General features: G+C 69.7%; 26 protein-coding genes. 8 read left to right on the top strand and 18 right to left on the bottom strand.

Going from position 1 to position 26,737, the window contains the following annotated elements; all coding sequences use genetic code 11:
* The first annotated feature begins 67 nt into the window (after positions 1–67).
* Complete coding sequence (locus ACFU5O_RS23100; RefSeq protein ID WP_384243450.1) at positions 68–1,162, top strand: DUF5925 domain-containing protein; 1,095 nt, start codon at positions 68–70, stop codon at positions 1,160–1,162.
* Between the two features lie 26 nt (positions 1,163–1,188).
* Here the strand turns inward: ACFU5O_RS23100 and ACFU5O_RS23095 are convergent, their stop codons facing one another.
* Positions 1,189–1,563: a GntR family transcriptional regulator gene (locus tag ACFU5O_RS23095; RefSeq protein ID WP_384243448.1), complete on the bottom strand. Its 375-nt coding sequence runs from the start codon at positions 1,561–1,563 to the stop codon at positions 1,189–1,191.
* Between the two features lie 82 nt (positions 1,564–1,645).
* On the opposite strand from ACFU5O_RS23095, the gene ACFU5O_RS23090 reads away from it, so the two are divergent.
* Together ACFU5O_RS23090 and ACFU5O_RS23085 are read left to right on the top strand one after the other, a co-directional pair.
* Positions 1,646–2,575: a GNAT family N-acetyltransferase gene (locus tag ACFU5O_RS23090; protein ID WP_384243446.1), complete on the top strand. Its 930-nt coding sequence runs from the start codon at positions 1,646–1,648 to the stop codon at positions 2,573–2,575.
* Positions 2,556–3,047, top strand: a complete 492-nt coding sequence (locus ACFU5O_RS23085) for a DUF402 domain-containing protein (protein ID WP_384243443.1) — start codon at positions 2,556–2,558, stop codon at positions 3,045–3,047. The genes ACFU5O_RS23090 and ACFU5O_RS23085 overlap by 20 nt, the downstream gene beginning before the upstream one ends.
* Here the strand turns inward: ACFU5O_RS23085 and ACFU5O_RS23080 are convergent.
* The 4 genes from ACFU5O_RS23080 to ACFU5O_RS23065 form a co-directional block, all read right to left on the bottom strand.
* The gene (locus ACFU5O_RS23080) at positions 3,028–4,125 is read right to left on the bottom strand and encodes a methyltransferase domain-containing protein (RefSeq protein WP_384243441.1); all 1,098 of its coding nucleotides are present in this window, start codon (positions 4,123–4,125) and stop codon (positions 3,028–3,030) included. The genes ACFU5O_RS23085 and ACFU5O_RS23080 overlap by 20 nt on opposite strands.
* Before the next feature lie 211 nt (positions 4,126–4,336).
* Complete coding sequence (locus ACFU5O_RS23075) at positions 4,337–5,833, bottom strand: tripartite tricarboxylate transporter permease (protein ID WP_384243439.1); 1,497 nt, start codon at positions 5,831–5,833, stop codon at positions 4,337–4,339.
* A 3-nt stretch (positions 5,834–5,836) separates the two neighbouring features.
* Positions 5,837–6,358 carry a tripartite tricarboxylate transporter TctB family protein gene (locus ACFU5O_RS23070; RefSeq protein ID WP_384243437.1) on the bottom strand — a complete coding sequence of 174 codons (522 nt, stop codon included), beginning with the start codon at positions 6,356–6,358 and terminating at the stop codon, positions 5,837–5,839.
* On the bottom strand, positions 6,355–7,338 hold the full coding sequence (locus ACFU5O_RS23065; RefSeq protein WP_384243435.1) for a Bug family tripartite tricarboxylate transporter substrate binding protein: 984 nt from the start codon (positions 7,336–7,338) through the stop codon (positions 6,355–6,357). Before ACFU5O_RS23065 ends, ACFU5O_RS23070 begins: the two co-directional genes overlap by 4 nt.
* Positions 7,339–7,563: 225 nt before the next feature.
* On the opposite strand from ACFU5O_RS23065, the gene ACFU5O_RS23060 reads away from it, so the two are divergent.
* On the top strand, positions 7,564–8,256 hold the full coding sequence (locus ACFU5O_RS23060; RefSeq protein ID WP_384243433.1) for a response regulator: 693 nt from the start codon (positions 7,564–7,566) through the stop codon (positions 8,254–8,256).
* Positions 8,257–8,517: 261 nt separating this feature from the next.
* Here the strand turns inward: ACFU5O_RS23060 and ACFU5O_RS23055 are convergent, their stop codons facing one another.
* Both ACFU5O_RS23055 and ACFU5O_RS23050 read right to left on the bottom strand, forming a co-directional pair.
* On the bottom strand, positions 8,518–8,781 hold the full coding sequence (locus ACFU5O_RS23055) for a hypothetical protein (protein ID WP_384243432.1): 264 nt from the start codon (positions 8,779–8,781) through the stop codon (positions 8,518–8,520).
* A 47-nt stretch (positions 8,782–8,828) separates the two neighbouring features.
* Positions 8,829–9,899, bottom strand: a complete 1,071-nt coding sequence (locus tag ACFU5O_RS23050; protein WP_384243431.1) for a hypothetical protein — start codon at positions 9,897–9,899, stop codon at positions 8,829–8,831.
* A 190-nt stretch (positions 9,900–10,089) separates the two neighbouring features.
* On the opposite strand from ACFU5O_RS23050, the gene ACFU5O_RS23045 reads away from it, so the two are divergent.
* A complete protein-coding gene (locus tag ACFU5O_RS23045) occupies positions 10,090–10,686 on the top strand; it encodes a TetR/AcrR family transcriptional regulator (RefSeq protein WP_384243428.1) in 597 nt (198 codons plus the stop codon).
* Positions 10,687–11,390: 704 nt separating this feature from the next.
* Here the strand turns inward: ACFU5O_RS23045 and ACFU5O_RS23040 are convergent.
* Complete coding sequence (locus ACFU5O_RS23040) at positions 11,391–11,939, bottom strand: SMI1/KNR4 family protein (RefSeq protein ID WP_384243426.1); 549 nt, start codon at positions 11,937–11,939, stop codon at positions 11,391–11,393.
* 386 nt (positions 11,940–12,325) lie between these two features.
* Here ACFU5O_RS23040 and ACFU5O_RS23035 point away from each other — a divergent pair, with 386 nt between their 5' ends.
* Positions 12,326–13,354: a lytic polysaccharide monooxygenase gene (locus ACFU5O_RS23035; protein ID WP_384243424.1), complete on the top strand. Its 1,029-nt coding sequence runs from the start codon at positions 12,326–12,328 to the stop codon at positions 13,352–13,354.
* A gap of 67 nt (positions 13,355–13,421) precedes the next feature.
* On the opposite strand, the gene ACFU5O_RS23030 is transcribed toward ACFU5O_RS23035, so the two are convergent.
* The 3 genes from ACFU5O_RS23030 to ACFU5O_RS23020 form a co-directional block, all read right to left on the bottom strand.
* Complete coding sequence (locus ACFU5O_RS23030; RefSeq protein WP_384243422.1) at positions 13,422–14,285, bottom strand: esterase/lipase family protein; 864 nt, start codon at positions 14,283–14,285, stop codon at positions 13,422–13,424.
* A gap of 492 nt (positions 14,286–14,777) precedes the next feature.
* Positions 14,778–15,872: an AMP-binding protein gene (locus ACFU5O_RS23025; protein WP_384243419.1), complete on the bottom strand. Its 1,095-nt coding sequence runs from the start codon at positions 15,870–15,872 to the stop codon at positions 14,778–14,780.
* The gene (locus ACFU5O_RS23020) at positions 15,854–16,276 is read right to left on the bottom strand and encodes an AMP-binding protein (protein ID WP_384243417.1); all 423 of its coding nucleotides are present in this window, start codon (positions 16,274–16,276) and stop codon (positions 15,854–15,856) included. The genes ACFU5O_RS23025 and ACFU5O_RS23020 overlap by 19 nt, the downstream gene beginning before the upstream one ends.
* A gap of 266 nt (positions 16,277–16,542) precedes the next feature.
* Here ACFU5O_RS23020 and ACFU5O_RS23015 point away from each other — a divergent pair, with 266 nt between their 5' ends.
* Positions 16,543–17,805 carry a PucR family transcriptional regulator gene (locus ACFU5O_RS23015; protein ID WP_384243415.1) on the top strand — a complete coding sequence of 421 codons (1,263 nt, stop codon included), beginning with the start codon at positions 16,543–16,545 and terminating at the stop codon, positions 17,803–17,805.
* A gap of 114 nt (positions 17,806–17,919) precedes the next feature.
* Here ACFU5O_RS23015 and ACFU5O_RS23010 read toward each other — a convergent pair whose 3' ends face one another.
* The 5 genes from ACFU5O_RS23010 to ACFU5O_RS22990 form a co-directional block, all read right to left on the bottom strand.
* Positions 17,920–18,318, bottom strand: a complete 399-nt coding sequence (locus tag ACFU5O_RS23010; protein ID WP_384243664.1) for a thiamine pyrophosphate-dependent enzyme — start codon at positions 18,316–18,318, stop codon at positions 17,920–17,922.
* Positions 18,237–19,502 (bottom strand): thiamine pyrophosphate-binding protein, encoded by a 1,266-nt coding sequence (locus ACFU5O_RS23005; protein ID WP_384243414.1) that lies wholly within the window; start codon positions 19,500–19,502, stop codon positions 18,237–18,239. Before ACFU5O_RS23005 ends, ACFU5O_RS23010 begins: the two co-directional genes overlap by 82 nt.
* Before the next feature lie 120 nt (positions 19,503–19,622).
* Complete coding sequence (locus ACFU5O_RS23000) at positions 19,623–20,408, bottom strand: crotonase/enoyl-CoA hydratase family protein (protein WP_384243662.1); 786 nt, start codon at positions 20,406–20,408, stop codon at positions 19,623–19,625.
* A 48-nt stretch (positions 20,409–20,456) separates the two neighbouring features.
* Positions 20,457–21,674 carry a CaiB/BaiF CoA transferase family protein gene (locus ACFU5O_RS22995; protein WP_384243411.1) on the bottom strand — a complete coding sequence of 406 codons (1,218 nt, stop codon included), beginning with the start codon at positions 21,672–21,674 and terminating at the stop codon, positions 20,457–20,459.
* A gap of 81 nt (positions 21,675–21,755) precedes the next feature.
* Positions 21,756–23,045: an acyl-CoA dehydrogenase family protein gene (locus ACFU5O_RS22990; RefSeq protein WP_384243410.1), complete on the bottom strand. Its 1,290-nt coding sequence runs from the start codon at positions 23,043–23,045 to the stop codon at positions 21,756–21,758.
* Between the two features lie 225 nt (positions 23,046–23,270).
* Between ACFU5O_RS22990 and ACFU5O_RS22985 the strand changes: the two genes are divergently transcribed.
* Complete coding sequence (locus tag ACFU5O_RS22985; protein WP_384243408.1) at positions 23,271–24,698, top strand: hypothetical protein; 1,428 nt, start codon at positions 23,271–23,273, stop codon at positions 24,696–24,698.
* Positions 24,699–24,922: 224 nt separating this feature from the next.
* On the opposite strand, the gene ACFU5O_RS22980 is transcribed toward ACFU5O_RS22985, so the two are convergent.
* Positions 24,923–26,140 (bottom strand): SpoIIE family protein phosphatase, encoded by a 1,218-nt coding sequence (locus ACFU5O_RS22980; protein ID WP_384243406.1) that lies wholly within the window; start codon positions 26,138–26,140, stop codon positions 24,923–24,925.
* Positions 26,141–26,429: 289 nt separating this feature from the next.
* Positions 26,430–26,678, bottom strand: coding sequence for a hypothetical protein (locus tag ACFU5O_RS22975; RefSeq protein WP_384243403.1), 249 nt, complete (start codon positions 26,676–26,678; stop codon positions 26,430–26,432).
* Positions 26,679–26,737: the final 59 nt, after the last annotated feature.

Here is a 26,737-nt window from a genome sequence, read left to right as displayed (position 1 = left end):
AGGCGCGGGGGGTGCCACACGTCAAAACATCGTGCGCGGAGCGCCCCCGTGCCGGATCATGGGCGCCATGTCTGCCAACCCTCAGGACGCACTGCCGATCCGGCTCAACGTCGACGACAGCGATTCACCTGCGGATGTCGTCGACGCGCTGTTCCTCGGCCGCTTCGCGACGGGCGAGCAGCCGTACTCACACAGTTCGACGATCGACCGGGTCAAGCCCGGCGCCACGCTGCTGCCACCGGGCGCCGCCGTCCTGCGCGCCGCGCGTGACGACGACCGCAGCGCCACGCTCGCGGAGGGCGACGGCTGGACCCTGCTGATCTCCCGGTGGAACCGGGGCGCCGATGTCACGGTCACCGCCGTGAGCTCCGAACTCGCCGAGAAGATCCACCAGCAGGCGACGGACGGCGTCCAGGACGAACCGGAACCACAGCCCGAGAACGTGACGATGGGCTTCTGGTACGTGTCCCCGCGCCGGGGCCCGCACCGCACCACCCGCCAGATCAGCGCGGGTACGTGGGAGGAGGTGCGGCCCAACTACACGACGCCGGTGGCCGAGGCGATGGACCGGCTGATGAAGGTGACCCCGGACGACATCGCGGGCCGGCTGCTCCTGCTCCACGGTCCGCCGGGCACGGGCAAGACGTCGGCGCTGCGGACCCTGGCCCGCTCGTGGCGGGACTGGTGCCAGGTGGACTGCGTGCTGGACCCCGAGCGGCTCTTCAACGATGTCGGCTATCTGATGGACATCGCGATCGGGGAGGACGACGGGACGGCCAAGGGCCGCTGGCGGCTGCTGCTCCTGGAGGACTGTGACGAGCTGATCCGTGGCGAGGCGCGTCACACGGCGGGCCAGGCGCTGTCCCGGCTGCTGAATCTGACGGACGGACTTCTGGGCCAGGGCCGCAACGTCCTGGTGGGCGTCACGACGAACGAGGACCTGGAGCGGCTGCACCCCGCGGTCGTCAGGCCCGGCCGCTGCCTCGCCCGCATCGAGGTCGGCCCGCTCACCCGTCCGGAGGCGGTCTCCTGGCTGGGCACGGACGAAGGCGTGGGCCGTGAGGGCGCGACGCTGGCGGAGCTGTACGCACTGCGGCGGGGTACGACCCCGGCGTCGGTACCGGCACAGCACGACGGGGCGGACGCGGGCCTCTATCTGTGAACCTCCGGCTCCCGGCCGGAGCCCCGTCACTTCCCGTACGCCGCCCGCAGCGCGTCCTCGACCGCCGACGCCGCGTGCTCGCGCGACAGCCCCAGGCGCCGGACCTGTTCCGCGTATGCCTGCGCGGCCGTCGCGGCCTGACGCTCGGCCGCGTCACCCGCCGCGGCGACGAATGTGCCGCGGCGACCGCGGGTCTCGATCACCCCGTCGCCCTCGAGCGCGCGGTACGCCTTGGCGACGGTGTTCGCGGCGAGGCCCAGTTCCTCGGCGAGGCCCCGTACGGTCGGCAACTTGTAGCCGACGGGCAGCACGCCGGAACGGGCCTGCCCTGAGATCTGGCCGCGGAGCTGTTCGTAGGGCGCGGTGGCGGAGTCCGTATCGATGACGATCTTCAAGGTCACGCGGCGATTGTCCCCCACAGCCGCGCCGGGCGGCGGAAAATGTGAGGCGACGGATCCGGAGCCCGACGTAGCGTGCGGTCTCATGACGTTGATCGTGCGCGAACTGCGAGCCGATGACGCCCAGGACACCGAGGGCTTCGCCCTGGTCCGGCGGGCGGCTCTCCCCTTCATGCTTGCCAGTGCCGAGTCCGTGGCCTTCGAGGTCGCCCAGGCCCATCCGGACGCCCACTACCGGCCGCTGGTCGCGGTGGAGGACGGCGAGATCATCGGCACGGCCCAGACGGGGGTCGCGCACGACAGCCCGGAGCCGGGAATCGGTTTCGCCAATGTCTATGTGCACCCCGACCGGCGGGGGCGGGGCGCCGGGTCGCTCATCGTCCGAACGGCCGAGGAGCGTCTGGCGGCCGCGGGGGCGACGTCCGTGTTCTCGTGGGTGCTGGACGAGCCGTCGAACCGCGCGTTCGCCGAGTCTCGCGGCTACCGTCCGAGCCGCTCGGCGCACTTTCTCCGCCTCGACCTCGTGGACGGTACGCTGCCGCCGCTCCAGCGGCCCCCTGCCGGGGTGGAGATCGTCTCCGGCGAGCATTTCAGGAACGACCCGCGACCGCTGTTCGAGCTCGACGCGGAGACGGCGGCGGACGAGCCGAGCGATGTGGACACGGAGTTCACCGACTACGCACGCTGGCTCGCCGAGACCTGGAACCACCCGCTGCTCAGCCACGGTCTGACCTCGGTGGCCCTGGTCGACGGCCGCCCCGCGGCGTTCACCGCGGCCCGTACGGACGGCTCGTCCCGCTACTACACGGGTATGACGGGCACGGCCCGCGCCTTCCGCGGCCGGGGCCTGGCCAAGCTCGCCAAGAACGACTCGCTGCACCGCGCCCGGGCCGCCGGCCACACGGAGGCGTTCACCGGAAACGACACGGGCAACGAACCGATGCTGGCGATCAACAAGTGGTTCGGCTACGAAATCTGTGCAACGGAGGTCCGCCATGTCCGCACGCTCGGGTGACCATGTGGAGGTCGTCCTCGTCAAGGCGGGGCGTACGAAGATCCGCTATCCGGCGGAGGTCGTGTCGGACGACGGCTCCCGGATCACGGTCCGCGCGCCCTGGGCGGGCGACGGCGCAAGGGACTTCGGCTTCGTCCGCTTCGAGCCGGGTGACATCTTCACGGAGCACTACTGGCGTGAGCGGTGGTACGCCGTGAAGGAGGTACGCGCGGGCGACGGCACGATCAAGGGCTGGTACTGCGACATCACCCGGCCGGCCGTCCTCTCCGGCACCGAGCTTCTCGTGGAGGATCTGGACCTCGATCTGTGGGTCTCGGCGGACAACACGCGGATCCTCCGCCTGGACGAGGACGAGTTCGCCGCGAGCGGCCTCACGGACAAGGACCCGCAGGCTGCCCGGGAAGCCGTACGCGCCCTGGACAACCTCGAACTCCTCGCCCGGGAGAACGGGTTCAGCGCCCTCCTCGGGTGACCGGGAGCGGCAACGCCCGCCCGGGTGAGTGCGGGTCGTACGCGATCGAGTCACCGTCCTCGTGCCAGTGGACGACGAACCGCTCACCCTTGCGATACGCCTCGAACCCGGCCCTGCAGGAGGCCACCATGTCGTCCGGGAGGGCGTCGAACCGGTGCCACGCGAGCTCGGAACACTTGTGCGGCTCACGGTTGTACGGCTCGCCGCCCGCCGGGTACTCCGCCTCGAAGAACCAGCTCGTCCGGGGCGGGTCACCCGGCCCTCGGTGCTGCATCACCAGCGCGACCCGCAGGTCGTCCGGCATCAGTGCGACGCCGATCTCCTCGTTCGCCTCGCGAACCATGGCCCGGCGCACGTCCTCGCCGTCCTCGACATGCCCTGACGGGCCGTTCCACAGGCCGTCGGCGTATCCGGTGCCCTCCCGGCGGGCCAGCAGGACCTCGTCGCCCCTGCGCAGAACGAGATGGACGTCCACCACCTCGCTGTGACGCCGGGGCGCGGCCGTACGGGCCACGACGGCATAGCGCTCGTCGTCCACGGGGCGACCCCACAGGGCCGGATCCGCCGACAGCCGTTCGAGCTGGATACGGTCCGCCAGTGGCGCGAGCGCGGTGATCAGCCACTTCGCCGGCAGCCCTGTCCCGTTCCACACCCCTTCGACCAGGACCAGGCGCCCGCCCGGCCGCAGCAGCGCGGCCCACCGGCCGAGCACCGCCCCGGGGTCGGGCAGCGCCCACAGGACATGGCGGACCAGCACCACATCGAACCGCCGGTCCCCCACCGGCGGCCGCTCCGCGGATCCGGTCAGTACCTCTGCACTCGTTGCCGCGAGTTTGGCGCGGGCGGCTGCCGCCATCCGCGGCGAGAGATCGACGGCGGTCACCCGATGGCCCTGCTCCACGGCCAGCAGGGCCAAACTGCCCGTACCGCAACCCAGATCGAGCACGTCCGAGGGGTCGCCGGGCAGCCAGTCCGCCATCCGCGCGGCCCACGATGCCCGAACGGCGGGATCGCGGAGACCGTGGTCGGGCTCGTCGTCGAAGGTGTCCGCGGCAATGTCCCAGTCGATGCTCGTCATGCGTCCGATCGTCGCAGCCGCCACTGACAGCGCCCCGGCCCCGGCAACCGGGCCGGGGCCCGGTGCTGCCGCACCGGGCCCCACTCGACGAACACCCGCCCCGCCGCCGGCCCTGCCTCATGTCCGCCGGTCAACAGGCCGCGTCGGTCACGGCCTTCACCAGGGACACACAGGGACACAACTGCCATGTTCGCGGGGCGGATGCCGGCGGTCACTGCGTCACACTGCGGCGGCGGGTGACCAGTTTCCTCAGCCAGGGCCACGCCAGCAGCACCACGATCATCGCGTACACCGTCACCGAGAAGGGCGTGTCGACCAGACCGGTCACACTGCCGTCGCTGATCTGCAGGGCCCTCCGCAACTGCTGCTCGGCGGCGGGCCCGAGGATGACACCGATCACCGCGGGCAGGACCGGAAGCCCGTACCGCCGCATCCCGAACCCGATGAGCCCGATGATCAGGAGGATCACCAGGTCCAGGGCCTCACCGCCCACGGCGTACGCGCCGACGGCGGCGAAGAACAGGATCCCGGCGTAGAGGTACGGCCGCGGGATGCGCAGCAGCTTCGCCCACAGGGGCGCGAGCGGCAGATTGAGCGCGAGCAGCAGCACCATGCCGACGAAGAGGGAGGCGATCAGGCCCCAGACCAGGTCGGGTTCGCGTTCGAAGAGCAGCGGGCCCGGCTGAATGCCGTACTGCTGGAACGCGGCCAGCATGACGGCGGCGACCGCGGTGGTCGGCAGGCCCAGCGTCAGCATGGAGACGAGGGTGCCCGCGGCCGATGCCGACGCGGCCGACTCGGGCCCGGCGACACCCTCGATCGCACCCTTGCCGAACTCCTCCTTGTGCCTGGAGAGCCGCTTCTCCGTGACGTACGAGAGGAACGTGGGAATCTCCGCGCCGCCCGCCGGGATCGCCCCGAACGGGAAGCCGATGACCGGTCCGCGCAGCCACGACTTCCAGGTGCGCTTCACATCAGACCTGGCGAGCCAGGGCCGGCCCACGGGTATCGCCTCCTCCGTCGTCCGCCGCAGATGGGCCGCGACCCACAGGGCCTCGCCGATCGCGAAGAGACCGACCGCGACGATGACGACGTCGATTCCGTCGGCGAGCTGGAGCGAGCCGAAGGTGAGGCGCTGCTGTCCGGTCATCTGGTCCAGTCCGACGAGGCCCAGCGTCAGTCCGATCAGCAGCGAGGCGAGCCCTCGGATCCGGGACGAGCCGAGCACGGAGGTCACCGCGATGAACGCGAGCACCATGATGGCGAAGTAGTCCGGCGCACCGATGTCCACGGCGAGTTCGGCGACCGTCGGGGCGAGTACGACGAGCAGGATCGTGCCGATCATGCCGCCCGCGAAGTGACCGACGGCGGCGGCCGCGAGGGCCTGTGCGCCGCGGCCCGCCTTGGCCATGGGATTGCCTTCCAATGCGGCGACCACGGCGGCGCTCTCACCGGGCGTGTTGAGCAGGATGGACGTCGTCGATCCGCCGAACATCGCGCCGTAGTAGATACCCGCGAACATGATGAAGGCACCGGTCGGATCGAGTCCGTAGGTGACGGGGAGCAACAGGGCGACGGCCATGGCGGGCCCGATGCCGGGCAGCACGCCGATCGCGGTGCCGAGCAGTACGCCGAGGGCCGCCCACAGGAGATTGACGGGCGTCAGCGCGGTCCCGAAGCCGTCGAGCAGGGAGTTGAGGGAATCCATCGGCTAGAGCACTCCCATCAGCGGGCCGCCCGGCAGCGGAACCCCGAGCAGATTGTTGAAGACGTAGAAGGTGATGAGGGAGAGCACGGCCGCGATCAGCGGGTCGCGGTGGTGGTGGCGGCTGCCGAGCGCGTACGCCGATCCCCAGAACAGGAGCGCTCCGGAGACGGGGAAGCCGAGGGGGCCGATGAGGACGGCGTTGCCGAGGAAGACTCCGGCGAGGAGCAGCACCGTACGCCAGTCGCCCGGCTCGGTCAGGTCGATGTCCTCGCCGCTCTCGGACTCTCCGCGCCCGCCGCGCAGGACGTCGACGGCGAGGAGGCCTGCTACGACGAGAAGGCCGGCGCCGACGACGACGGGGACGGTCTTCGGGCCGATCGGACCGCGCTGTGCGATGTCGACGTCCATGGTCAGCGCGTCGGTGAGAACGAGGATGCCGATGAGGAAGAGCAACAGGCCGACGCCGAGTTCGGAGTGCTCGCGCAGCCAGGTGCGGCGTGGGGCCGTCGTGGTCTCGGTGCTCACAGTCCCAGCTCCTTCAGCACGGAGTCGACGCGCTGGTTCTGCGCGTCGAGGAAGTCGCCGAACTTGTCGCCGGTGAGGAAGGCGTCGTCCCACCGGTTCTTCTTGAGCGATTCCTGCCACTCGGGCGAGTCGTGCAGCTTCCGGATGAGAGTGACGAGCTTGTCGCGCTCGGCGTCGGAGAGGCCGGGCGGGGCGACGATGCCACGCCAGTTGGTGAAGTCGGTGTCGAGCCCGGCCTCACGCAGGGTGGGCGCGTCCAGGCCGGGCACCCGCTTCGGTCCGGTCACGGCGAGCAGTCGCAGCTCTCCCGACTCGATCTGGTCGAGGTACTCGCCGACGCCCGAGACGCCGAAGGCGACCTTGCTGCCGAGGATCGAGGCGAGCAGCTCGCCGCCGCCGTCGAAGGGGATGTAGTTGACGGACCTGGGGGCGATCCCGGCCGCCTGCGCCATGAGCATGGGGGCGAGATGGTCGGGTCCACCGGGTGAGGAGCCGCCGCCGACGGGCAGCTTGCCGGGGTCCTTCCTCCAGGCGTCGAGCAGGTCCTGGATGGTTTTGTACGGGGAGTCCTCGGCGACGACCACGATGTCCTGCTCCTCGGTGAGCCGGGCGATCGGGGTCGTGTCGCCGAGGGTCTTCTGCGACTTGTTGGTGTGGACGGCGCCGACGACACCGAGCCCCATCGACATGGCGAGCCTGCCGTTGCCGTGCTCGCCGGCGAGACGGGTCAGCCCGACGGTGCCGCCGGCGCCGGGGAGGTTGAACACCTCGATGTTGTGGGTGAGCCCGGCGTCCTCGGCGTTCTTGGCCGCGGTGCGGGCGGTGATGTCGTACCCGCCGCCAGGGGTGTTGGGGACCATGAAACGCAGGCCGGGTATCTGTGTGCCGGTGTCGGCGCCGCTGCCGGTGGTGAGCAGCGGCGGCCCCACGAGCACCAGCAGCGCCGCCCCGAGCAGGGCGAGGGGAGTGCGCAGTCGCACGTGAGCCGCCTTTCGGGCTGAGCCGGGAAGGTGTGAAGTGGCCCACATGTTGCCTGCGCGTTAAGAAGCTGTCTCTCTTCCGGAATCAACGGACGTTGTGGTCCTTGTGGTCGCCGCCTAGCTTGTGGTCGTGACGCTGCGCTTTCCCGGGGGACGACCCCCGGCACCCCGGCAGAAGAGCTTGAGCCCAGGCCGGAGCGGTCCGGCCGCGCGAGGTGGGTCCCGGTGAACGTCCTCGTGGTGGACGACGACTTCATGGTCGCGAAGCTGCACAGCCGCTATGTGGCCGCCACTGACGGCTTCACGGTGGTCGGGGTGGCGCACAGCGGCGCCGGGGCCCTGCACGCCGCGGACCGCCTCCGTCCCGATCTGGTACTGCTCGACATCTATCTGCCCGACATGGACGGGATCGGTGTCCTGCGCGAACTGCGCGCGGCGGAGGAGCGCGACCGGGACGGCCGGGAGCCGGCCGACGTCCTCTTCATCACGGCCGCCCGGGACGCGGGCACGGTCCGCTCGGCCCTGCGCGCGGGCGCGCTCCACTATCTGATCAAGCCCTTCAGCCAGGCGGCGCTCCAGGAGCAGCTGCGTCATGTCGCCTCCTTGCGCAGCCGCCTCGACGCCCTGGACGAGGCCCGCCAGGAGGACGTCGACCAACTCTTCGGCACCCGCCCGCCCGGCTCCCGCGAACTCCCCAAGGGCCTCGCCGCCCACACCGCCGACCTGGTGGACCGCATCCTCCGCGCCCACCCGGAGGGCCTCTCCGCCACGGAGTGCGCCGAGGCGGGCTCGCTGTCGCGGGTCAGCGCCCGCCGCTACCTGGAGTACTTCGCGGAGACGGGGCGCGCGGAGGTCACGCTGCGGTACGGGGGGACGGGGCGGCCGGAGCGGCGGTACCGGCGGATCGGCCGGGGGTAGGTTCCGCGGGGGCGTTCCAGCGCACCGCCGCGGCCACGCCAGGATGTCCGCTCGCCGCGCGGGAAGCACGTCTCAGAGCTGCGCGATCCCACTGCCCGATTCCCTCAACGGGGACGGCCCTCACGTCCGCGGCCACGACGGTGCACCCTCAGCCCGGCTCGCTCCGCTCGCCGAGCGCGGCCTTGGCCGGGGCGGCTCAGCCCAGGTAGAAGTCCCTGCGGGCGGCCACGAACGCCTCGATCGACCGGGCGGGGATGCCCGTCACGCGCTCGACCCGTCGGCCGTGCGGTCGTAGCGGTTCTCCCTGTGCAGGCGTCCCATGACGGCGATGTGCTGTTCGATGTGCGGCGGGAGGCCCATCCTGGAGAGCCCCTCGGCCTGCCACCGGTCCAGCGGCACGTCCACATAGGACACCGGACGACCCAGCGCCCGAGAGAAGGCCGCGGCCAGCTCCGTCATGTCGACCGAGCGCGGCCCGGTCAGCTCGTAGACCTGCCCGATGTGCGGAGCCGGGTCGCCGAGCACGGTGGCTGGACCCGGGGCCTGGCCCGCGCGTCCCGTGCGGCGGGCCCTCAGCCCCGGACGGCGAGCCGCCGGGACCGCAGGCTCACCAGCAGAGCCCCGAGCACGGCCCACAGCGCGAGGGTGAGCAGCGGGCCGGCGACGTGGGCACCGCCGAAGTAGCTGAGGTCGGCGACGGCTCGTGTGGCGGCGCCGGGCGGGAGCAGCCCCGAGACGATGCGGGCCAGACCGGGCAGCAGGTCGACTCCGATGGTGGCGCCGCTGGTCGAGTTGCCGACGGTGAGCAGCAGCAGGGTGGCCACCGGGACGCCGACCGGGCCCAGCCAGGTGCCGAGCAGCTTGGTGGCGAACGCCGCCGCGGCTGCCAGCAGCGTGAGCGTGCCCGCCAGGGGCAGGAACGGTGCCGGTAGGGCTCCCATGACAGGTCCGGCGATGACGGCCGCGATGGTGCCGCAGGCCGCAGAGAAGCCCCAGATCAGCCGGAACCGGTGGCGCAGGGCCAGCACGTGGCCGAGGCCCAGTGTGTTCTGGGCGAGGACGAACCCGGCGAGGGTCACACCGAACGCCACATAGAAGCCGGACAGTCCACGGCTGTCGAACTTGGCCAGCGGGACGATGTCCGCGGTCTCCAGGTGCTGCCCCGCCTGGTTCGCATAGGTGGCGGCGAGGCCGGTGACGGCGCTGGTGGTGGACAGGCCGTTGGCTCCGGCCACGTCCAGCCGCAGTCCGCCGTCACCGTTGGGGCCGAGGGCTGCGACGGCGTCACGGTGGAGCACCGCGCGGCGCGCCGAGGCGGCGTCGTCCGCCTGGTGCACGTCGACGCGGTCGCCGAGCGTCTGCCGGACCTCGGTGGCGAGCTGCTGCCCGGTCACGGCCAGCGGCACTCCGTGCGGCTCGGGGTTGCGCTGGAGGCCTATGTAACAGGCGATAAAGGCCGATACCACGACCAGTCCGACGATCGCTGGTTGCAGCCGGGCCCGTACCGGCACCGCCCGCCGTGCGGACGGTCCGGACGGCACGGGTGGCGTGGACGCCGCGGGCATCGCGGGCTTCTCCGGCGTCTCGGGCTTCTCCGGCGTCTCGGGCGTCGAGGACTCGGTGGGGGCGGGTGGCGATACCAAAGGGGACTCCAGCGCTGTCGGTGGTTCTGCTGTTGCCGGGCGGAGGCCGTCGGCCTCGGACGGTGGGAGGCAGCCCGAGGCCCTGCTCGACCTGCCGGGTGATCCCATCGACATCAAATAGATGTCGCTAATAATCTAAACAGAGGCTAGGATAGATGGCAAGTAACATCCATCCGAGGAGAGTGATTCCGTGGGCCGTGTGTCCCAGGCGCAAGCACAGGAGAACCGGCAGCGCGTCGTCGCCACCGCCTCCCGGATGTTCCGCGAGAAGGGCACCGCGGTCAGCGTCGCCGACCTGATGAAGGCGGCCGGGCTCACCCATGGCGGGTTCTACAAGCAGTTCGCCTCCAAGGAGGACCTGGTCGACGAGGCCATCGCCCACGCCTTCGACGATCCGGCGCCACACTCGGCGGTGGCGCCCGAGGAGCACACCGGGGAGCACGAGGCCGCCCGCCGGACGCTGATCGAGCACTACCTCTCGGTCCGGCACCGCGATCACGCCGGGGACGGCTGCCCCGTCTCCGGATTCGCCGCCGACCTGGGGCGCGAGCCCGACCAGGCCGCCCGCGCCCGCGACGTCTACATCAACGGGGTACGGAACCTCGCCGCTCAGCTGGCCACCGGCGACGACGACGGGATGGCCCAGTTCTGCACCATGGTCGGTGCCCTCGTCCTCGCCCGCGCCACCCGGGGCAACCCGCTCTCCGAAGAACTGCTGCAGGCCGCGCGCACGGCTCTCACCGAGGGCGGCACCGGGCAGTCCGAACCGCAGCAGCGCACGGACTGACCGGGGTCCGGCCGACGGCGTCGCCCGCCGCCCGGACCCGGCTGCACGGCCGACCGGGCCTGCAGGTCGACTCCAGGCCGGGCCCGGCCGTCAGTGCCCGGCCCGCGACCGGCCCGTCTGCACGCTCCGCACCGTTCCTGAGCCGCTCCGTACGGCCCCTCAAACGGCCCCACAGTTGGCGCGCGTCAGTACCGCGGCTCAACTAGGTCGTGAGCCAGGTGAAGAACCTCCGGGGAGCCGAACAGGGAGCCAACCGAGACAACCTCAAAGCCGTCCAGCAACGAGCAGCACCTGAAGGCAGCTCCCCGCAGGCGAGTTGACAGATCGTCGAGCACGGCGACAGTCCCGGGAACGAGAGTCGCCGGAACTCGGCTGCATTCACTGTCCCCACTGTCAGCAGCCCGTCACGATCGACGCTGTGCCGGCGACACCGGGAGCCGCCCGCCCGTCGGGTGCGGACCACCGGGCTCGGAGCCCATCGCCTGATCCGTTCGGCCGGCGTCACCGGCATCCGGTCCCCCTCCGCACCCGCCATACGGCGTGGGGGGTGCCGGTCTGCGGCAGCATGGGCGGTGGGCGCGCTGTCGCCGACGATATGTGCAGCCCTGGGAGCGTCACAGCTCGCCCGCGCCGGCGCCGGCCGTCGCCGAGACTCCTGTCACCCGGCCCCGCCGGGAGTTGACAGTGCTTCGGGGAGGTCCTGGTCAGGCTTCCAGGATGTCGTCGTTGGAGTCGAAGGTGTGGTCCTCAACCGGAAGGTCGTACAGGATTTCGGAGTGGATCTCGCCGGTGATGACAGACAGGATGAACTGGGTGCTTTGTACCGGGTGGTGTTCCCATTCCGGTCCGCGGCCGGCGCTCGCCAGGACGGTCCAGCCTTCTGGCCGCCCGTCCTTGCTGGTGAGCCAGTAGAGGTAGGCGCCGGTTCCTTCGATGTAGGCGAAGGGGAGCAGGCCGGCTCCCGCGGCCTCGAGCTGTACGGGGCGGGGCTCCGGGCCGATCTCCCACAGGCGGCCCAGTATCTCGGCGCGTTCCTCCTTGATGGCCAGGAGGTCGTAGTCGCGGTCCGCGCAGTCGGGCTCCAGCACCCAGATCGTCTCGTCGAAGACACCGCCCCCGTAGGTGTCGACGAGGTCCTTGAAGTCCTCGGGCAGGACGGTGCCCAGGCGCGTCTCGACCTCGGGCCAGGCCCGCCGGTCGCGCTCTGCCGGCGGCGGGACGATCCGGGTGAGCTGTTCCACGTCGGGATGCATCAGGGTGGCTCCTGAGATTGTTCAGGGTTTGGGGAGGTTCAGGTTAGTGACGTGGTCGCTCGGGGCTCCGGAGCCGAACGAGGCGGCACGGGCTGGTTCCCTATGGACGGCCATGGACGATCCCGCGCCGAACCCCGTGGTCGGAGGCACACGCTCCGCAACGTTCCTGAGCCGGTCCTTACCGCCCCCTTAAAGCGGGCATAAGAAACGCCTCCACCCGCTCCCAGCAGGGCATTTCGCTGTTTCGAGGGGCTAGCTTGCTGGTCGTCGGGGCGGGGTTCCAGACGTCGGCGCAGCTGGTTGTCGGGGGCTGTGCCGCCGGTGCGGATCCCGCGCCCCGGCCTCCCCACCCCCACGGATGCCGTTGCTCGAAGGAGAACCTCACCATGACCGCTCCAGCTCACCGCAGAGCCGCCGCCGTCGCCGCGTTCGGGATCGCGCCGCTCGCCCTGACCGGGCTGGCCGCTTCCCCGGCGGTCGCGCACGGGTCGATGACGGATCCGGTGAGCCGGGTGTCCGCCTGTTACGCCGAGGGTCCGGAGAGCCCGAGGTCGGCGGCCTGCAAGGCGGCGGTCGCCGCAAGCGGTCCGCAGGCGTTCTACGACTGGAACGAGGTCAACATCGCCAATGCCGCGGGAAACCACAAGCAGTTGATCCCCGACGGCAAGCTGTGCAGCGCGGGCCGGGACAAGTACAAGGGCCTGGATCTGCCGCGCGCCGACTGGCCGGCCTCGAAGCTCGTCCCGGGCGGTCATACGTTCCGCTACAAGGCGACCGCCCCGCACAAGGGCTCCTTCGAGCTGTACATCACCAGGGACGGATACGACCCGTCCAAGCCGCTGAAGTGGTCGGACCTGGAGGCGAAGCCGTTCGCGAAGGTGACCGAACCTCGGCTGGTCAAGGGTGAGTACGTGTTCGACGGGACCGTTCCGGGCAAGTCGGGGAGGCACCTGATCTACTCGATCTGGCAGCGCTCCGACTCCCCCGAGGCGTTCTACACCTGCTCGGACGTGGTGTTCGGCAAGGACTCCGGCGGCTCCGCGCCGGGCGGCGGTGTGCCCGCACCGACGGCCTCCGCGCCGAGCGACGACCAGATCGAGGACGGTGCGGACGAGTCCACGGTGGACCACGGCGGACATGGCGGCGACGGTCCGGGGGGCCACCCGGAGACGCCCGCGGCTCCGGCCGCCGGGGAGACGGAAGCTGCCGCGGAGACGGAAGCCGCGACGGAGGCGGAGGCCGCGGATTCGGGCGCCCCGTCCGGCAACTCCCCGCAGGTCAACAGCGCCGACGAGAACCTCGCCCGGACCGGGGGCAGCAGCTCGACCCCGTATCTGGCCGTCGGCGGCGCCGCGGTGCTGGCGCTCGGTGCCGCGGTGACGTTCGGCACGGTCCGCCGCAGGTCCGCTCGCTGAGTCCCGGCTGAGCCCCGGCTGAGCCCCGGAAGGGGTGCCGCCCGTCGGCGGCACCCCTGATGCACCTTTACTCGAAGACCGACCCGCAGTTCGTCGGCCTTGCATGCGCCGGGTCCAGGGCGTTGACTGCCTCGTGGTAGGCGATCCGGTCCCAGAGGGCGATCGCCACATGCTCCGAGAGGTCCACGGCACAGAGGTCCTGGAGCTTGACGTTCTTGACGTCCGGCCCGTTCAGATAGCCGGAGGTGTACGGCGTGACCACCTCGTCGTACTTGGTGGCGATGACGGTGTAGCGCACGCCAGGAACCGTGTCGCCGCCCGCGTTGAGCTTGGTGAGGAACGCGGACCCGGTCATCTGGTCGGCGAGACCGGGAGTGGTCGACTTCAGCAGGTCAGCGGCCCCCGGGAAGTACTTGAGCAGGCCGGTGAGCCCGTTGAGTGTGGTGCCGTGGTTGTCGGGGGCGAAGGCGACGAGGGCGTTCACCTTGTCCGCGCCGCCCAGGAACTTCAGGTAGTACCGGGGCATCATCCCGCCCTGCGAGTGCCCGACGATGTCGACCTCGTCGGAGCCGGTCGCGGCCAGGACGTCGTCGACGTAGGCGTCGAGCTGCTCCGCCGACTTGTCGATGGGGCCGAGGCCGTGGAAGAAGGGGACGCCGGGCAGTTGGCCGTAGTCGAGCGAGAAGACGCAGTAGCCGCGCTTGACCAGGTACGGCGCGAACGCGAGCCAGTTGTCGACGGAGTTCCCGAAGGTGCCGTGGACGAGGACGACGGGGCGGGGGTGTGCGGCGGAGGGCTTGCACGAGTAGTTGTTCCAGCCGCTGGTGGGGGCAGCGGCGGCGGCGTTGGCGGTGGCTGCGGGGGTGAGACCGATGGCGGCGGCCAGCAGAAGGGCAGCGAGGGGTCTCAGGGCACGTTTCCAGGGCAGCATCGGGCGATCTCCTTGCGGCTCAAGGCAATGGCGATGACTGGGGATGTGGGGATTCCCTGCGGCCCGGACCACAAGTGAGAGCTGTGCTCATGTCAACGTACGCACGAGTAACCAGAACTGGGAAGTTACGCGTCGGTAAAAACTGATGGATGGTCACAACCGGTTGTCTGTAAGGAAAGATCCGTTACGCGTCCGGTGAGCCCGGTATGACCGCCCGTGGGCCGAACTTGGCGCGGGCGCGGTCGGTCACCGCCTCGATCCTGCGGGCCTTCTCGTACACGGCGCCGGTGAGGGACGCGGAGTGGGCGGTCGGCCCGGGAAGGGCACGGGACCTGGCGGTCGTGGTGCGGCCTCGTCACACGATCCTGTGGGACTGGTCGGCCGTCTCCGACGGGAAGTGGGGACCTTCGGGTGGGGGTGGGGGGCAGACCGTGGATCGTGGACGACGAACTGTGCGCGCTGATCGAGCCGTTGTTGCCCGGCCCGGTCGCCTCATCGCCTGTCCGGCTCGGTCGGCGGGACGATGTCCCGCTTGAGGATCTTGCCGCTGGGTCCCTTCGGCAGTGCGTCCACGATCCATACCTTCCGCGGATACTTGTAGGCGGCGACCTGACGCTTGACGTACTCCCGCAGTTCCTCGGCTGTCGTTCGGGCGCCCGGCCTGAGAACGACCGCCGCACCGACCTCCTGACCGAGATCGGAGTCGGTGAGGCCGATGACCGCGGCGTCGGCGACCGCCGGATGCTCGTACAGCACATCTTCGACTTCACGGGGGTACACGTTGTACCCGCCCCGAATGATCACGTCCTTCTTCCGTCCGACGATCCAGAAGTAGCCGTCCTGGTCGACCCGGCCGATGTCGCCGGTGTAGAACCAACCGTCCCGGATCGCGGCGGCGGTCTCCTCGGGGCGTTGCCAGTACCGCTTCATCACGTTGTGCCCGCGGATCGCGATCTCGCCGCTTTCCCCGTGCGGTACCTCCGTGCCGTTGTCGACCACCCGCATCTCGACGCCCCGGATCGGGGTGCCGACCGAACCGGGCTTGGGTCCGGCCTGCAGGGTGTTGAACGAGGCGACGGGCGAGGTCTCCGACAGTCCGTACCCTTCGAGCACGACGCAGTCGAACGCGGCCTGGAAGTCGTGCAGCACCTGGACCGGCATCGCCGCGCCGCCGGAGAGGGACATGCGCAGCCGGGAGACGTCGTAGGCGTCCCGGTCGGGCTGCCGCAACAGCCTGCTGAACACCGTCGGCACCCCGGCGAAGACGGTCACCCCGTGGTCGCCGAGGATTCCCAGTGCCTTCGCCGCGTCGAGGCGCGGCAGCAGCGTGAGGCACGCGCCGGAGGCGACGGCGGCGTTGAGGGTGCAGGTCTGTCCGAACGCGTGGAACAGTGGCAGCCCACCGAAGATCACATCGTCGGCGGTGAGCTGGAACAGCTCGGTGGCCACGATGTCGCAGTTGCGGGTGAGGTTGGCGTGGGTCAGTTCTGCGCCCTTCGGCTGACCGGTCGTTCCCGAGGTGTAGAGAATCACCGCGCAGTCGTCCTCGTGCCGGTCGACCAGCTCCTCTACGGGTGGGCCGGACACCAGCAGTTCGTCGAATGCGCCGGGACCGACGACGACCGACTCGGCCTCGGCCTGCTGCGCACCGGTCCGTGCCTCGTCGGCGAAGGCGTGCCAGGCGAACAGGAGCCGGCACCTGAGTTGCCGAGGTAGTAGGTGACCTCGCGGGACTTGAGCAGGGGGTTCATCGGGACGACGATGCCGCCGGCCCGGAGCACGCCGAAGTAGGCGAGCGCGAACTCGGGCACGTCGGGCAGCATGATCGCCACTCGGTCGCCGGGCTTCATGCCACGGTCGTGGAGCAGTCCGGCCATGCGGGCGCTGCCCTGGTCGAGCATGCGATAGGACACGGCGACGTCCCCGAGACGGAGCGCGGTGCGATCCTGATGGGTCCGGGCGCTGCTCACCATGTGGGATGCGAGGTTCATGTCAGCTCCTCTCCTCGGCTTTCCGGGTCTTTCGGCCGCGCAGCCCCAACGCGTCGATCCCCCAGGCCGCGCGCCGGAGGGTCCCGTCAGTAACCAGAGGCTAGGCGTGGACCGGACGCCAACCACTGGGCGCGCAGTACGACCTTCGGGCGGGAATTGGTGCCGATGAACCATTCCGTCAGCGGTACTCGCGCAGGCTCGCCGAAATGCGCCCTGTCCCGTCCCGAAGAAACGGATAGGTCGCGGACCCCCTGTAGGATCGATGTATGGCTGCGGATCACCCAGAGGCCGCAAAACAACTTTCCGTGGTCGCGGAGAACGTAGGGTCACATCTCCCGGAGGTCTGCCGCGACATAGAAGAGTATGTTCTTGCCGAGATGCCTCAGCTCAGGGGCGACGCAACCGTCATCAAAAGCCTGCAGACGAGCATCGCGGAAAATGCCGCCACGTTGCTGCACGTTTTCGAGAACGACATGCCTCTGGACAAGATCGAGGGGCCTGCAGCTGCTCTTGAGTACGCCAGGAGGCTGGCCCAGAGGGACGTCCCCCTCAACACGCTGATCAGGGCCCACAGGATCGGCAGCTGGCGTTTTCTGCAGTGGTGCCTGGACGAACTCAACCGACAGGACGCCGACCACGAGCTCTCCACCGCGACCAACCGGCGCATGCTGCGGGCGAGCTTCGGCTACAACGACCGGGTCACCGAGCATGTCATCGTGGTCTACCAGCAGGAACGCGATCACTGGCTGCTCAGCCAGACCGCCGCGCGCGCCGCCCGCGTGCGGGACATCCTCACCGAGAAGAACGTCGACCTCAACTGGGCCGAACCAGCCCTTGGTTACCGGCTCCGGCAGCATCACCTCGGGCTGGTGGCCTGGTTGCCCACGCTGAAGGGTGAGGGTGCGGGACTTGCCCTGCTCGACCGGATCACCAACGAGATCGCCCGGAAGCTCGACTGCCCCGCCAGGCCGCTGTTCGTTCCCCGAGATGCGGTCTTGTCCTGGGCTTGGCTGCCGTTCGGCTCGCACAGCGAAGTCTCCTCGGAACAGCTGTCGAATGCTGTCGAGCGCAGCGATCCTTCCGTGCACGTGTGCGCCGGGAGCATCGGGTACGGCATCGAGGGATTCCGCTCCACGCACCGACAGGCACTGCGCACACAGGAACTTGCGGCAGCGGCCAGTCCGGCGCCCCAGTTCACCGACTTCTCCGCTGTCGCTCCGATCGCCTTGATGGCCACGAACATCGACGACATGCGCGCTTGGGTGTGGGGAATCCTGGGTCCGTTGGCCGTCGATGACGAGAACTCCGCACGGCTTCGGGAGACGGCACAGATATTCCTGGGCACCGGCTGCAGTTACACCGCCACCGCCGGCGCTCAGATTCTGCACAAGAACACCGTGCAGTACCGCATCCGGAAGGCCGAGGAAATCATGGGACACCCGGTCCAGAGAGGGCACGCCGATCTGGAGGTCGCGCTGCGCGCCGTCCAGTACCTCGGCTCGACCCTCCTTCGCACCGGCCCCGAATGACATGCATCGGTGATGCCGTCACTGGCGATGCGGGCGGGCAGCGGGCCGGCCACGCGACTTGGGCGTAGCGACCATGCCCGCCGGAAGGCATGGGAGACGGCACGGGGCTCGTGCCTACAACATGGCTTTCTGGGGCTGTGTGGGGACCACCAGGACCGTGGTGGTGTCGGCGGTGAGGGCCGCCTTGAACTCCCGCTCCAGGTCCTCGGTCGTCTCCACGTCGACGGCATGGCATCCGAAGCCGCGGGCCACGGAGGCGATGTCGAGCCCCGGCAGGTCGAGTCCCGGAACGCCTGGCGTTTCCTCGAGTACCGCGAACGACTTGAGGATGGAGTACTCCTGGTTACGCATGACCACGTAGACGATGGGGAGGTTGTGCTGGGCCGCCGTCCAGATGGCCTGCACGGAGTACTGGAAGGAACCGTCGCCGATCAGGCCGACCACCGGCCGGTCGACGCCCCTGTCCCGGTCGCCCAGCGCGACCCCCACCGCGGCAGGGGTGCCCCATCCGATGCCCCCACTGGCCGTGGCGAAGAACGATCCGGACCTGACCGTGGGAAGCCACTCGACCTGCTGCGCCATCGTGGAGGTCGATTCGTTGACAATGACCGCGTCGGGCGGCCTGACCCTGCTGAGGGCGGCGTACACCTCCGGCGGGGTGAGCGGGCCGCTCGGCACCCGTGGCAGCTCACGGGCCGCGCCATCGGCTCGGGCACGGCGCGTGCGGATCCGTCCGTGACCATGTCCAGGAGCAGCTCGATCGCTGTCCTGGGATCGCCGATGAGGCTGTCGCCCACGCGTGCCGCCGCGGCGACATCGGGGTCCGCGGTGATCTGCAGCAGCTCGGTGCCTGCGGGCAGGTAGTCGCCGGGCACGTAGGGGTAGTACCGGAACACCTCCGCGCCGATCACGACCACCAGGTCGTGCCCGGTCAACCGGTCGCTGATGGTCTTCACGGACATCCCGAGCGGGCCGCGGAAGAGGGAGTGGTCCTCCGGGAAGGAGGCGCGGTCGAGCAGCGGGGCGCCGTAGACGGCCGCGCGCAGCTTCTCCGCCAGGGCGACGGCCCCGTCCCATCCGCCGGCGCGGTCCACCTCCGGCCCGAAGACCAGTGCGGGACGACGACTGGCGGAGATGCGGTCGGCGAAGCCGCGCAGCCGCTCCGTGTCCGGGGCGACGCGGTCGCTCACCGTCCGCACTCGGGCGAAACCGGACAGGGGCCTCTTCCAGTCGTCCATGGGAATCGACAGGTAGACCGGGCCCGTCGGTGGCTGCAACGCCACCGCGTAGGCCCGCATGAACGCCTCCGGTACGTCTTCGGCGCGGGCCGGCTCGTAGGACCATTTCACCCACGGCTTCGGCAGTGTGGTGGCCTCACGGTTGCCGAGATACGGCTCCCCGATCACCAGTTCCCGGTGCTGCTGCCCCGAGGTGATGATCAGGGGCGTGTTTCCGTGGAAGGCCGCCACCAGGTTGCCAATGGCGTTTCCCAGCCCGGCCGAGGAGTGCACGTTGACCAGTGCGGGGCGGCGGGTCACCTGCGCGAAGGTGTCGGCCATCGCGATGACGGAGGCCTCCTGCAGTGCCAGTACGTAGGTGAAATCCGCCGGGAAATCCTGCAGGAACGGCTGCTTGGTGGAGCCGGGATTGCCGAAGACCGTGGTGAGGCGGAGGGTCCGCAGCAGATCGTAGGTCACGCTTCGGACGGTGGGTTGCTCGGTCATCGTTGATCGCCCTTTCTTGCGGTGCGGAGGTGGCTGTGCCTGTGCGGCGGGCCCTGGGCGGGGCCCGCAAGCACCTGTGGGGCGGGGCCGGTGTCAGCGGCCCTGCCAGTGCGGTGGGCGCCTTTCCGCGAAGGCGTGGGCGCCCTCCTGCGCGTCGTGGGACGCCAGAACCGGTGCGACGATCCGGTCCTGCTCGACGAAGGCGTCCTCGTCGCTGAACGCCCGCCGCTCGTTGACGACGCGTTTGACGGCTGCCACGGCCAGGGGCGCGTTGTGCGCGATGCCGGCGGCCAGTTCCAGGGCCCGCTTCAGGGCCTGGCCCGGTTCTGTGAGGTAGTTGACGAGGCCGAATCGCTCGGCGCGCTCGGCGGGCAGAGGCTCGCCGGTGAGCAGAAGCTCCAGGGCGATGTTGCGCGGGATGCGCTCGGGCAGGCGCACCATGCCTCCTTCGGGCGGCACGATGCCGTAGTGGACCTCGGTCTGGCCGAAGGTGGCGTTCCGCGCGGCCACGATCATGTCGCAGGCGAGCGCCATCTCGGTTCCGCCGCCCAGCGCATAGCCCTCGACGGCGGCGATGAGCGGGGTCTTGATCCGGGCGCGGGTGATGCCGGCGAAGCCCCGTCCTTCGACGATGGGCGTGTCTCCGGCCGCGAAGGCCTTGAGGTCCATGCCCGCGCTGAAGACACCGTCGGCCCCGCTGATGATGCCGACCATGAGGTCGTCGCGGGCCTCGAGGCGGTCGACGGCGGCGGCCAGGGCCCGGGCGGTGGCCCCGTCGATGGCGTTGCGGGCCTTCGGCCGGTCGATCGTGATCACGAGGACGCCGTCGCGTTCCTCTGTCCGTACGGTCGGCGTGTCCGTGTCCGTGTCCGTGGCCATGGTCATGATGGTGGTTCCCTTCTTCTCCGGCGCTACCGGGCTGTGACTTCAGTCGATGGCTTCTGCCTTGCGCAGCTCCTCGATTCCGGCGGCGTCGAAGCCGAGGTCGTGGAGCACGGACTCGGTGTGTTCACCCAGGTCGGGGGCCGGGCCCGGACGGACCTTCTGTTCCTGGTCCAGTCGGACGGGGCTGTCCACGGTCAGGTGCGGGTCATCGCTGCCGTCGTCGATCGGCACGAACACCCGGTTGGCGAGGAGCTGGGAGTCCGTGGCGCACTCCTCGAGCGTCTGGACGACTCCGTACGTGAGGCCCGCGGCGTCGAGCACCTCGCGCCACTCGGCCAGGGAGCGAGTCGCGAACGTCTTGTCCAACAGGGCGACGATCTCGGCGGCGTGGGCGCGGCGGCTCGGGGTGTCGGCGTAGCGCGGGTTCTCCGCCTCCTCGGGATGACCGATGGCCTTGAGGAAGGGCGGGACCTGCTTGTCCTCGTTGACGAAGACGAGGACGATCCAGCGGTCGTCCGCCGTGCGGTACATGTTCCCGAGCGCATTGGGCGGGTCGGACCGGTCGACGGGTCGGGGGGGCTTCGCCCCGACCAGCACTGCCTGCAGCCACATGCTCGCCGCCCAGGCGCCTTCGGCGAGCAGCGAGGCCGTGACGCGTGCGCCCTGGCCGCTCTTCTCCCGCCGGTACAGCGCGGTCATGATCCCGGCGAACAGGGTGATCGCCGTGGAGTGATCGCCCGATCCGAACGCGTTCATGGCCGGCGGCACGTCCCTTTGGCGTGTGAGGTCCATCAGGCCGCTGCGCGCCCAGTACGCCGTCACGTCGAAGCCGGGCAGATGCGCATCCGGACCTTCCTCGCCGAAGCCGGTGACATCGGCGTAGATCAGCCGGGGATTGACGGAGGCCAGAGCGTCGTACTCCAGGCCCAGCTTCTCGCGCGTCTGCGGCGGGAAGTTGGTCACCAGCACATCGGCCCAGCGCACCAGGCTCTCGAGCACGGGCCGGGCGCCGGGCGACTTGAGGTTGAGCGCAATGCTGCGCTTGTTGCGGTTGTCCAGCTGCCAGGGGTAGTTGACCCCTTCGACATGGGGGTTGGGAGGGATGCGGCTGAGCGAACGGTACGCGTCGCCCACCTGCGGGGGTTCCACCTTGACCACGTCGGCGCCGAAGTCACCGAGGATGGTGGCCGCGGCGGGCCCGGCGATGAAGCTCGCGAGATCGACGACGTGCAGTCCGTCCAGGAGGGGCGTGTTGCTCATGACTACTCCTTGTCTTGCGTGGGGTCGCACGCGGCGCCCGGGGTTGCCCCGCTGTCACGGGGCGCCGCGATGCACGCCGGGTCAGTGGCTCGGCGCCACAGGCACGAAGGCGTTGTAGCCAGTGATGTCGCGGCCGACGATCAGTGCCTGCACGATGTCGGTGCCCTCGTAGGTGGCGATGGCCTCGATGTCGCAGAGGTGCCGGGCCACGTGGTAGTCGAGCAGGATCCCGTTGCCGCCGAGCATGTCGCGGGCGTCGGCGAGGATGGCCCGTGCGCGTTCGGTGTGGTGCATCTTGGCCAGCGCGATCCGGGGCATCGAGTACTCGCCCTCGTCCAGGAGCTGGCTGAGCCGCAACTGCATGCACAGCATGTCGGTGATCTCCGCCAGCATGCGGGAGAGCCGGTACTGGATGAGCTGGAAGGCGGCCAGCGGCATCCCGAACTGCTTGCGCTGCTTGGCGTAGGCCAGAGCCGTCTCGTAGCCCGCGACGGCGGCGCCGATCGACTCCCAGGCGACGCAGAAGCGCGAGGCCAGCAGGACTTTCTCGGTGTCGCGGAAGGTGTTCACGTTCGCCAGCCGGTTCTCGGCCGGCACCCGGACGTCGGTCAGGGAGATCTGCGCGTTCTGGACACAGCGCAGAGCCGTCTTGCCCTTGATGACCTGGGCGTCGAACCCGGGTGTGCCCTTCTCGACCACGTAGCCGCCCACATGCCCGTCGTCGCCGCGAGCCCAGATGATCACGTAGTCGGCGAAGGTCGCGTTGCCGATCCACCTCTTGTAGCCGTTGAGGACGTAGGAATCGCCGTCCCGGCGCGCGGTCGTCTCCAGCTTGACCACGTCCGTGCCGTGCGCGGGCTCGGTCAGGCCGAAGGCTCCGATCTTCTCCAGACGTGCCATGGGCGGCAGGAAGCGCTGTTTCTGCTCCTCGGAGCCGAGCAGTGCGATCGACATCATGGCCAGGGCCGAATGGACCCCGGCGAACGTCGAGATGCTCAGATCGCCTCGGGCCAACTCGAGGATCACCAGGCCGGCCGTCACATTGCTCATCCCCGGGCAGCCGTAACCGGAAATCTGAAAGCCCGCGATGTCCAGCTGCGCCAGCTTGGGCACCAGCTCGAAGGGGAACTCCGCCCGCTCCCAATACGGGTTGATGATCGGGATGACCTCCCGGTCCATGAACTCGCGGACCTTCTTCCGAAGGGCCCGCTGCTCGTCGGTGAGCAGGTTGTCCAGCAGGTAGTAGTCGGAGTGCTCCGGCCCGCCCAGTACCGGCGGCTCCACCCCGGACGGCTTTCCGTTGCCGCTCGGGAAAGCGCCGTTCGGCACGGTCCGGCCCGGGTCGACTGCTGTGCCCTGTGTCGCCTTCATGTTCCGCTCCTTCCGATCGGGGATCCGATCGCGTCAGTGAGAACGACGCTAGGAGCGAGCATCGGCACGGCCATTGGGCGCGGGACACCACATTTGGTTTCAAGTTGGTGCTCGTAACCCAATTCGCCCGGTAGTGCCTGCGCGTCAGCCTTGCATCACGGCTCTGGGAGAGCCGCGGTGCCGCCTCGGCTGCCCGAACCGACCCGACGATCAGAGGAGACAAACATGAGCACGCCCAACGCATGGGCCGGACTGCTTCCGCCGGCCTTCGACCCGGACTACATCGAGCGCGCCGTGGTGCCCTACCTCTCGAGCAGCGAGTACGTGGGCGAACGGCCCGCACTCCCCATGATCGATCTCGCCCTGAGCAAGGAGAATGCGGCTCCGCCACACTTCTGGGGCATGCTCTACGACGGATGGGCGCCCGACCCCAAGGAGGGCACCACGGTCTTCATCACGGGCTACGACCAGCGAGGACCGGACAACGAGCGCAAGAAGATCTACGCCTCGGCGACCACGCCCGACCTCTACGCAGCCAAGTACGCCCCCAAGGTCCACGGCTTCCTCGCCCGGCTCTTCGCCGGGACCAACGCCGGCAAGCCGCTGATGCACGAGTACTACCAGAACTACTTCGACCTCTACTGGGACCTCCATCTCGGCGTCACCGGCGAGGCCGTCCCGCCCGAGGTGCGGACGATCGGCACCAGCTTCACCGCCGTCCTCGGCCACTGGTACCCCACCGAGGACATCGTGCGGGAGAACATCATGCGGGTGCGCGAACTGCGCCCACGGCTCAAGGAGTGGATCGACCGCCGGGTGCAGGCAGTGATCGACGGCGACGTCCAGGACCCGGAGGGCACCTTCGTCCACTACTGGCTCAAGAACGGCCAAGGGGGCGAGCACTTCCGCCGCGAGGACATCGTCTTCGAGTGCTTCCACAACTTCCTGGCGTTCAGCCAGTGGGGCAACATGCTCTACCACACCATGGCCCTGCTGGACGCGGGCCACGGAGACCCGGCCGTCAGGTCGTGGTTCGAACGGACGATGACGAACGGCCCGGACACGGCGGACGGCGGCGCGTTCACCCCGCTCGACCGCTACGTGATGGAGCTCTTCCGCACGGTTTCACCGAACGGAGGCAGCCTGTCGACCGTGAGCGCCGAGCGTGGTGCCGATCCCCGCTCGGGCAGTGTTCTCACCCTGCACCCCTCGGCGAGCCGAGACCCCCGGCACTGGCGCAACCCGGAGGAGTTCGATCCCGACAGGTACCGGGAAGCACCGACGACCGCCGACGACACCGAGACGAGAAGCCGCCAAGCCGGGCTTGCGCGCTGTCCCTTCCCACCCGCACCGTTCACCGTCATGGACGGTCGCCGGGCAGAGATGACCAACAGCGCTTTCGGAGCCGTGTACGGAGTGGTCGACGGCACCGCGCACCCGGTCTGCGACACGGCCGGTTATGCGCCGTTCGGATTCGGCTACCGGCGATGCGGCGGAGAGCAACTGACCACTGAGTTCGTCAAGGAGTTCCTGCGAAGGGTGTGGAGTCGCGGGATCGAATTCACCACGCTCGACCTTGACCATCCCGAGAAACTGCCCGTTTCACCGCGCACCGTCATCGACGACGACATCGGCTTCCGGCAGGGTCCGTGAGAACCGCAGCTTGAGGCGCGGATACGCCGGAGTCCGCAACGGCGTATCCGCGTACCTGTGAGGAGAACGAGGAAGGACCGTCCGCGCCGGTACAACCGACCAACTCGCGATCCCGTCGTGTTGCCGGTGCTGTCCGGTCGGTGGCGTGGCAAGCGAACGGGGGCCGGGCCGACCACAAGGCCGTCGCAGCCCCCGCTCGGGTTGCTGTCCCCCCGTCCCCCTCCTCAAACCGGGCAGGGGTCGTAACGGCCTGTCCGACCACCTGGTGCCGGGTGCCCCGTCGTAGCAACTGGCCGCTCGTCCATCCCGGCCGACGGCGTCTGCGGCAGGGGCTGCTCGGTCCAGATCACCTTGCCGGCCTGTGTGTGCCGCGTCCCCCAACGCTCGGCGAGCCGGGCGACAAGAAACAGACCGCGTCCGCCCTCGTCCATGGTGGACGCCTGATGCAGATGAGGGATTGCGGGGCTGGAGTCGAACACTTCGCACGTAAGGGCGTGGTCACAGAGCAGCCGGAGGTGGATCGGTCCAGCGGTGTAGCGGATGGCGTTGTTCACCAGCTCGCTGAGGATCAGTTCGGTCGTGAAGACGAGGTCACCCAGGCCCCAATGCGCAAGCTGGCGCGTAACAGCAGCACGCAGGTCCGCCACCGCCGCCGGCTCGGCGGGCACATCCCAGTCGGCGACCTGATCGGGTCGCATGCCGCGGGTGCGGGCGACCATCAGCGCGACGGCGCCGCCGGGGCGGACCGGGAGCAGTGCGTCGAACACGGCCGCGCAGGTCTCCTCCGGGCCCACAACGCCGTTCCGGGTGGCAGCTCGGTTCAGAACCCCGCGCAGCCGTGCGAAACCGGCATCGGCTCCCCTTCCTCGGCGTTGGATCAGGCCGTGGCCGTAGAGCACCAGTTGGCTGCCTTCAGGCACCTCCCACTCCGCAGTGGGGAAGGAGCCGCTGCCCAGGCCGAGGGGCGGCCCGGCGGGCACGTCGGGGAAGTCCACCCGGCCATCGGGGCTTATTACGGCGGGCGGCCGATGCCCGGCCCGGGACATCACGCAGTGCCGGGAGACCGGGTCGTAGATCGCATAGAGACAGGTCGCGCCCCTGAAAGAGCCCTCCCATTCGTCAGGGCCCCGGCCCCACCGGGTCGCGAGATGATCGAGGCGGCCCAGGAGTTCGTCGGGCGGCAGGCCGGCCGAGGAGAGGTTGCGGACCGCGCCGCGCAGCCGGCCGATCCAGGCGCGGGCACGCGGGCCGCAGCCCACAACACTGCCCACGGCCATGGCCACGCGATTCTCCGGCAGCGCAATGAGCTCGATCCAGTCGCCCGATGTCTCCGATCGTGCGGGCCGATGGCGGACCGCCACGTCGACAGCGTGCTGGGCGATCGGGCTCCGGGAGGCGTGGGGCATCTGGTGGGACGACGTCTGTGGCCTGGTCGCGTTCATGTTCCGCTCCTTGTGAGTTGGTGGGATCGGATCGCATCCGTGAACCCGACGCTAGGCGTGCACGACACGAAAGCCACTGGGCGCGGAACACCACCTCTCAGTTGAGGTTTGTACCAACGAGCCAATCGGCCCTCACCAGCACGGAAGCCGTCAGCGGAACACGCCTCAACACGTCTGGTTCGAGAGCCCCTTGGCCCTCCGCGAAGTCGTCGTCTCAGCGCTCAAAGGCCTGCAGCACAGCAGGCGTTCCCGGCCGGGAAACCCCGGACCGGGAACGCCTGACCTGGTTTCAGTAGCCGCCGTCACCCCGGCCGCCACCGTCGTCGCCGTCACCCCAACCGCCACCGCCGTCGTCGTGGCTCCAGCCGCCGCCGTCGCCGTGGCCGCCGCCGTTGCCGTCGCCATGGGCCGAGTAGCCGACTTCGTGGTTCTGCTCAGCCGCCGAGGCCGTGCCGACCCCCATACCGGTGCAGGCGAGGACGACTGCGGCAGAGGTGACGGCAGCCAGGCGGCCGATGCGGGACACATGTGCACTCATGACGATCTCCTTCAGAACTGAGTAACCGGTGGATACGGAGGCGACATCTTTGCGGTGCC

This window comes from Streptomyces sp. NPDC057445 (assembly GCF_042802855.1).
Classification (GTDB): Bacteria; Actinomycetota; Actinomycetes; order Streptomycetales; family Streptomycetaceae; genus Streptomyces.
Note: the sequence above shows the minus strand (reverse complement) of the source record. Positions and strands in the feature narration are given on the sequence as shown.

Bases quoted from the DNA above. Each gene is read 5' to 3' on its own strand.
- ACFU5O_RS23035 (WP_384243424.1), top strand. From the start codon at position 12,326: ATGACCGCTCCAGCTCACCGCAGAGCCGCCGCCGTCGCCGCGTTCGGG.
- ACFU5O_RS22995 (WP_384243411.1), bottom strand. From the start codon at position 21,674: ATGAGCAACACGCCCCTCCTGGACGGACTGCACGTCGTCGATCTCGCG.
- ACFU5O_RS22980 (WP_384243406.1), bottom strand. From the start codon at position 26,140: ATGAACGCGACCAGGCCACAGACGTCGTCCCACCAGATGCCCCACGCC.
- ACFU5O_RS23015 (WP_384243415.1), top strand. From the start codon at position 16,543: ATGGCTGCGGATCACCCAGAGGCCGCAAAACAACTTTCCGTGGTCGCG.
- ACFU5O_RS23020 (WP_384243417.1), bottom strand. From the start codon at position 16,276: ATGAACCTCGCATCCCACATGGTGAGCAGCGCCCGGACCCATCAGGAT.
- ACFU5O_RS22985 (WP_384243408.1), top strand. From the start codon at position 23,271: ATGAGCACGCCCAACGCATGGGCCGGACTGCTTCCGCCGGCCTTCGAC.
- ACFU5O_RS23075 (WP_384243439.1), bottom strand. From the start codon at position 5,833: ATGGATTCCCTCAACTCCCTGCTCGACGGCTTCGGGACCGCGCTGACG.
- ACFU5O_RS23000 (WP_384243662.1), bottom strand. From the start codon at position 20,408: ATGGCCACGGACACGGACACGGACACGCCGACCGTACGGACAGAGGAA.
- ACFU5O_RS23040 (WP_384243426.1), bottom strand. From the start codon at position 11,939: ATGCATCCCGACGTGGAACAGCTCACCCGGATCGTCCCGCCGCCGGCA.
- ACFU5O_RS23090 (WP_384243446.1), top strand. From the start codon at position 1,646: ATGACGTTGATCGTGCGCGAACTGCGAGCCGATGACGCCCAGGACACC.
- ACFU5O_RS22975 (WP_384243403.1), bottom strand. From the start codon at position 26,678: ATGAGTGCACATGTGTCCCGCATCGGCCGCCTGGCTGCCGTCACCTCT.
- ACFU5O_RS23080 (WP_384243441.1), bottom strand. From the start codon at position 4,125: ATGACGAGCATCGACTGGGACATTGCCGCGGACACCTTCGACGACGAG.
- ACFU5O_RS22990 (WP_384243410.1), bottom strand. From the start codon at position 23,045: ATGAAGGCGACACAGGGCACAGCAGTCGACCCGGGCCGGACCGTGCCG.
- ACFU5O_RS23030 (WP_384243422.1), bottom strand. From the start codon at position 14,285: ATGCTGCCCTGGAAACGTGCCCTGAGACCCCTCGCTGCCCTTCTGCTG.
- ACFU5O_RS23100 (WP_384243450.1), top strand. From the start codon at position 68: ATGTCTGCCAACCCTCAGGACGCACTGCCGATCCGGCTCAACGTCGAC.
- ACFU5O_RS23085 (WP_384243443.1), top strand. From the start codon at position 2,556: ATGTCCGCACGCTCGGGTGACCATGTGGAGGTCGTCCTCGTCAAGGCG.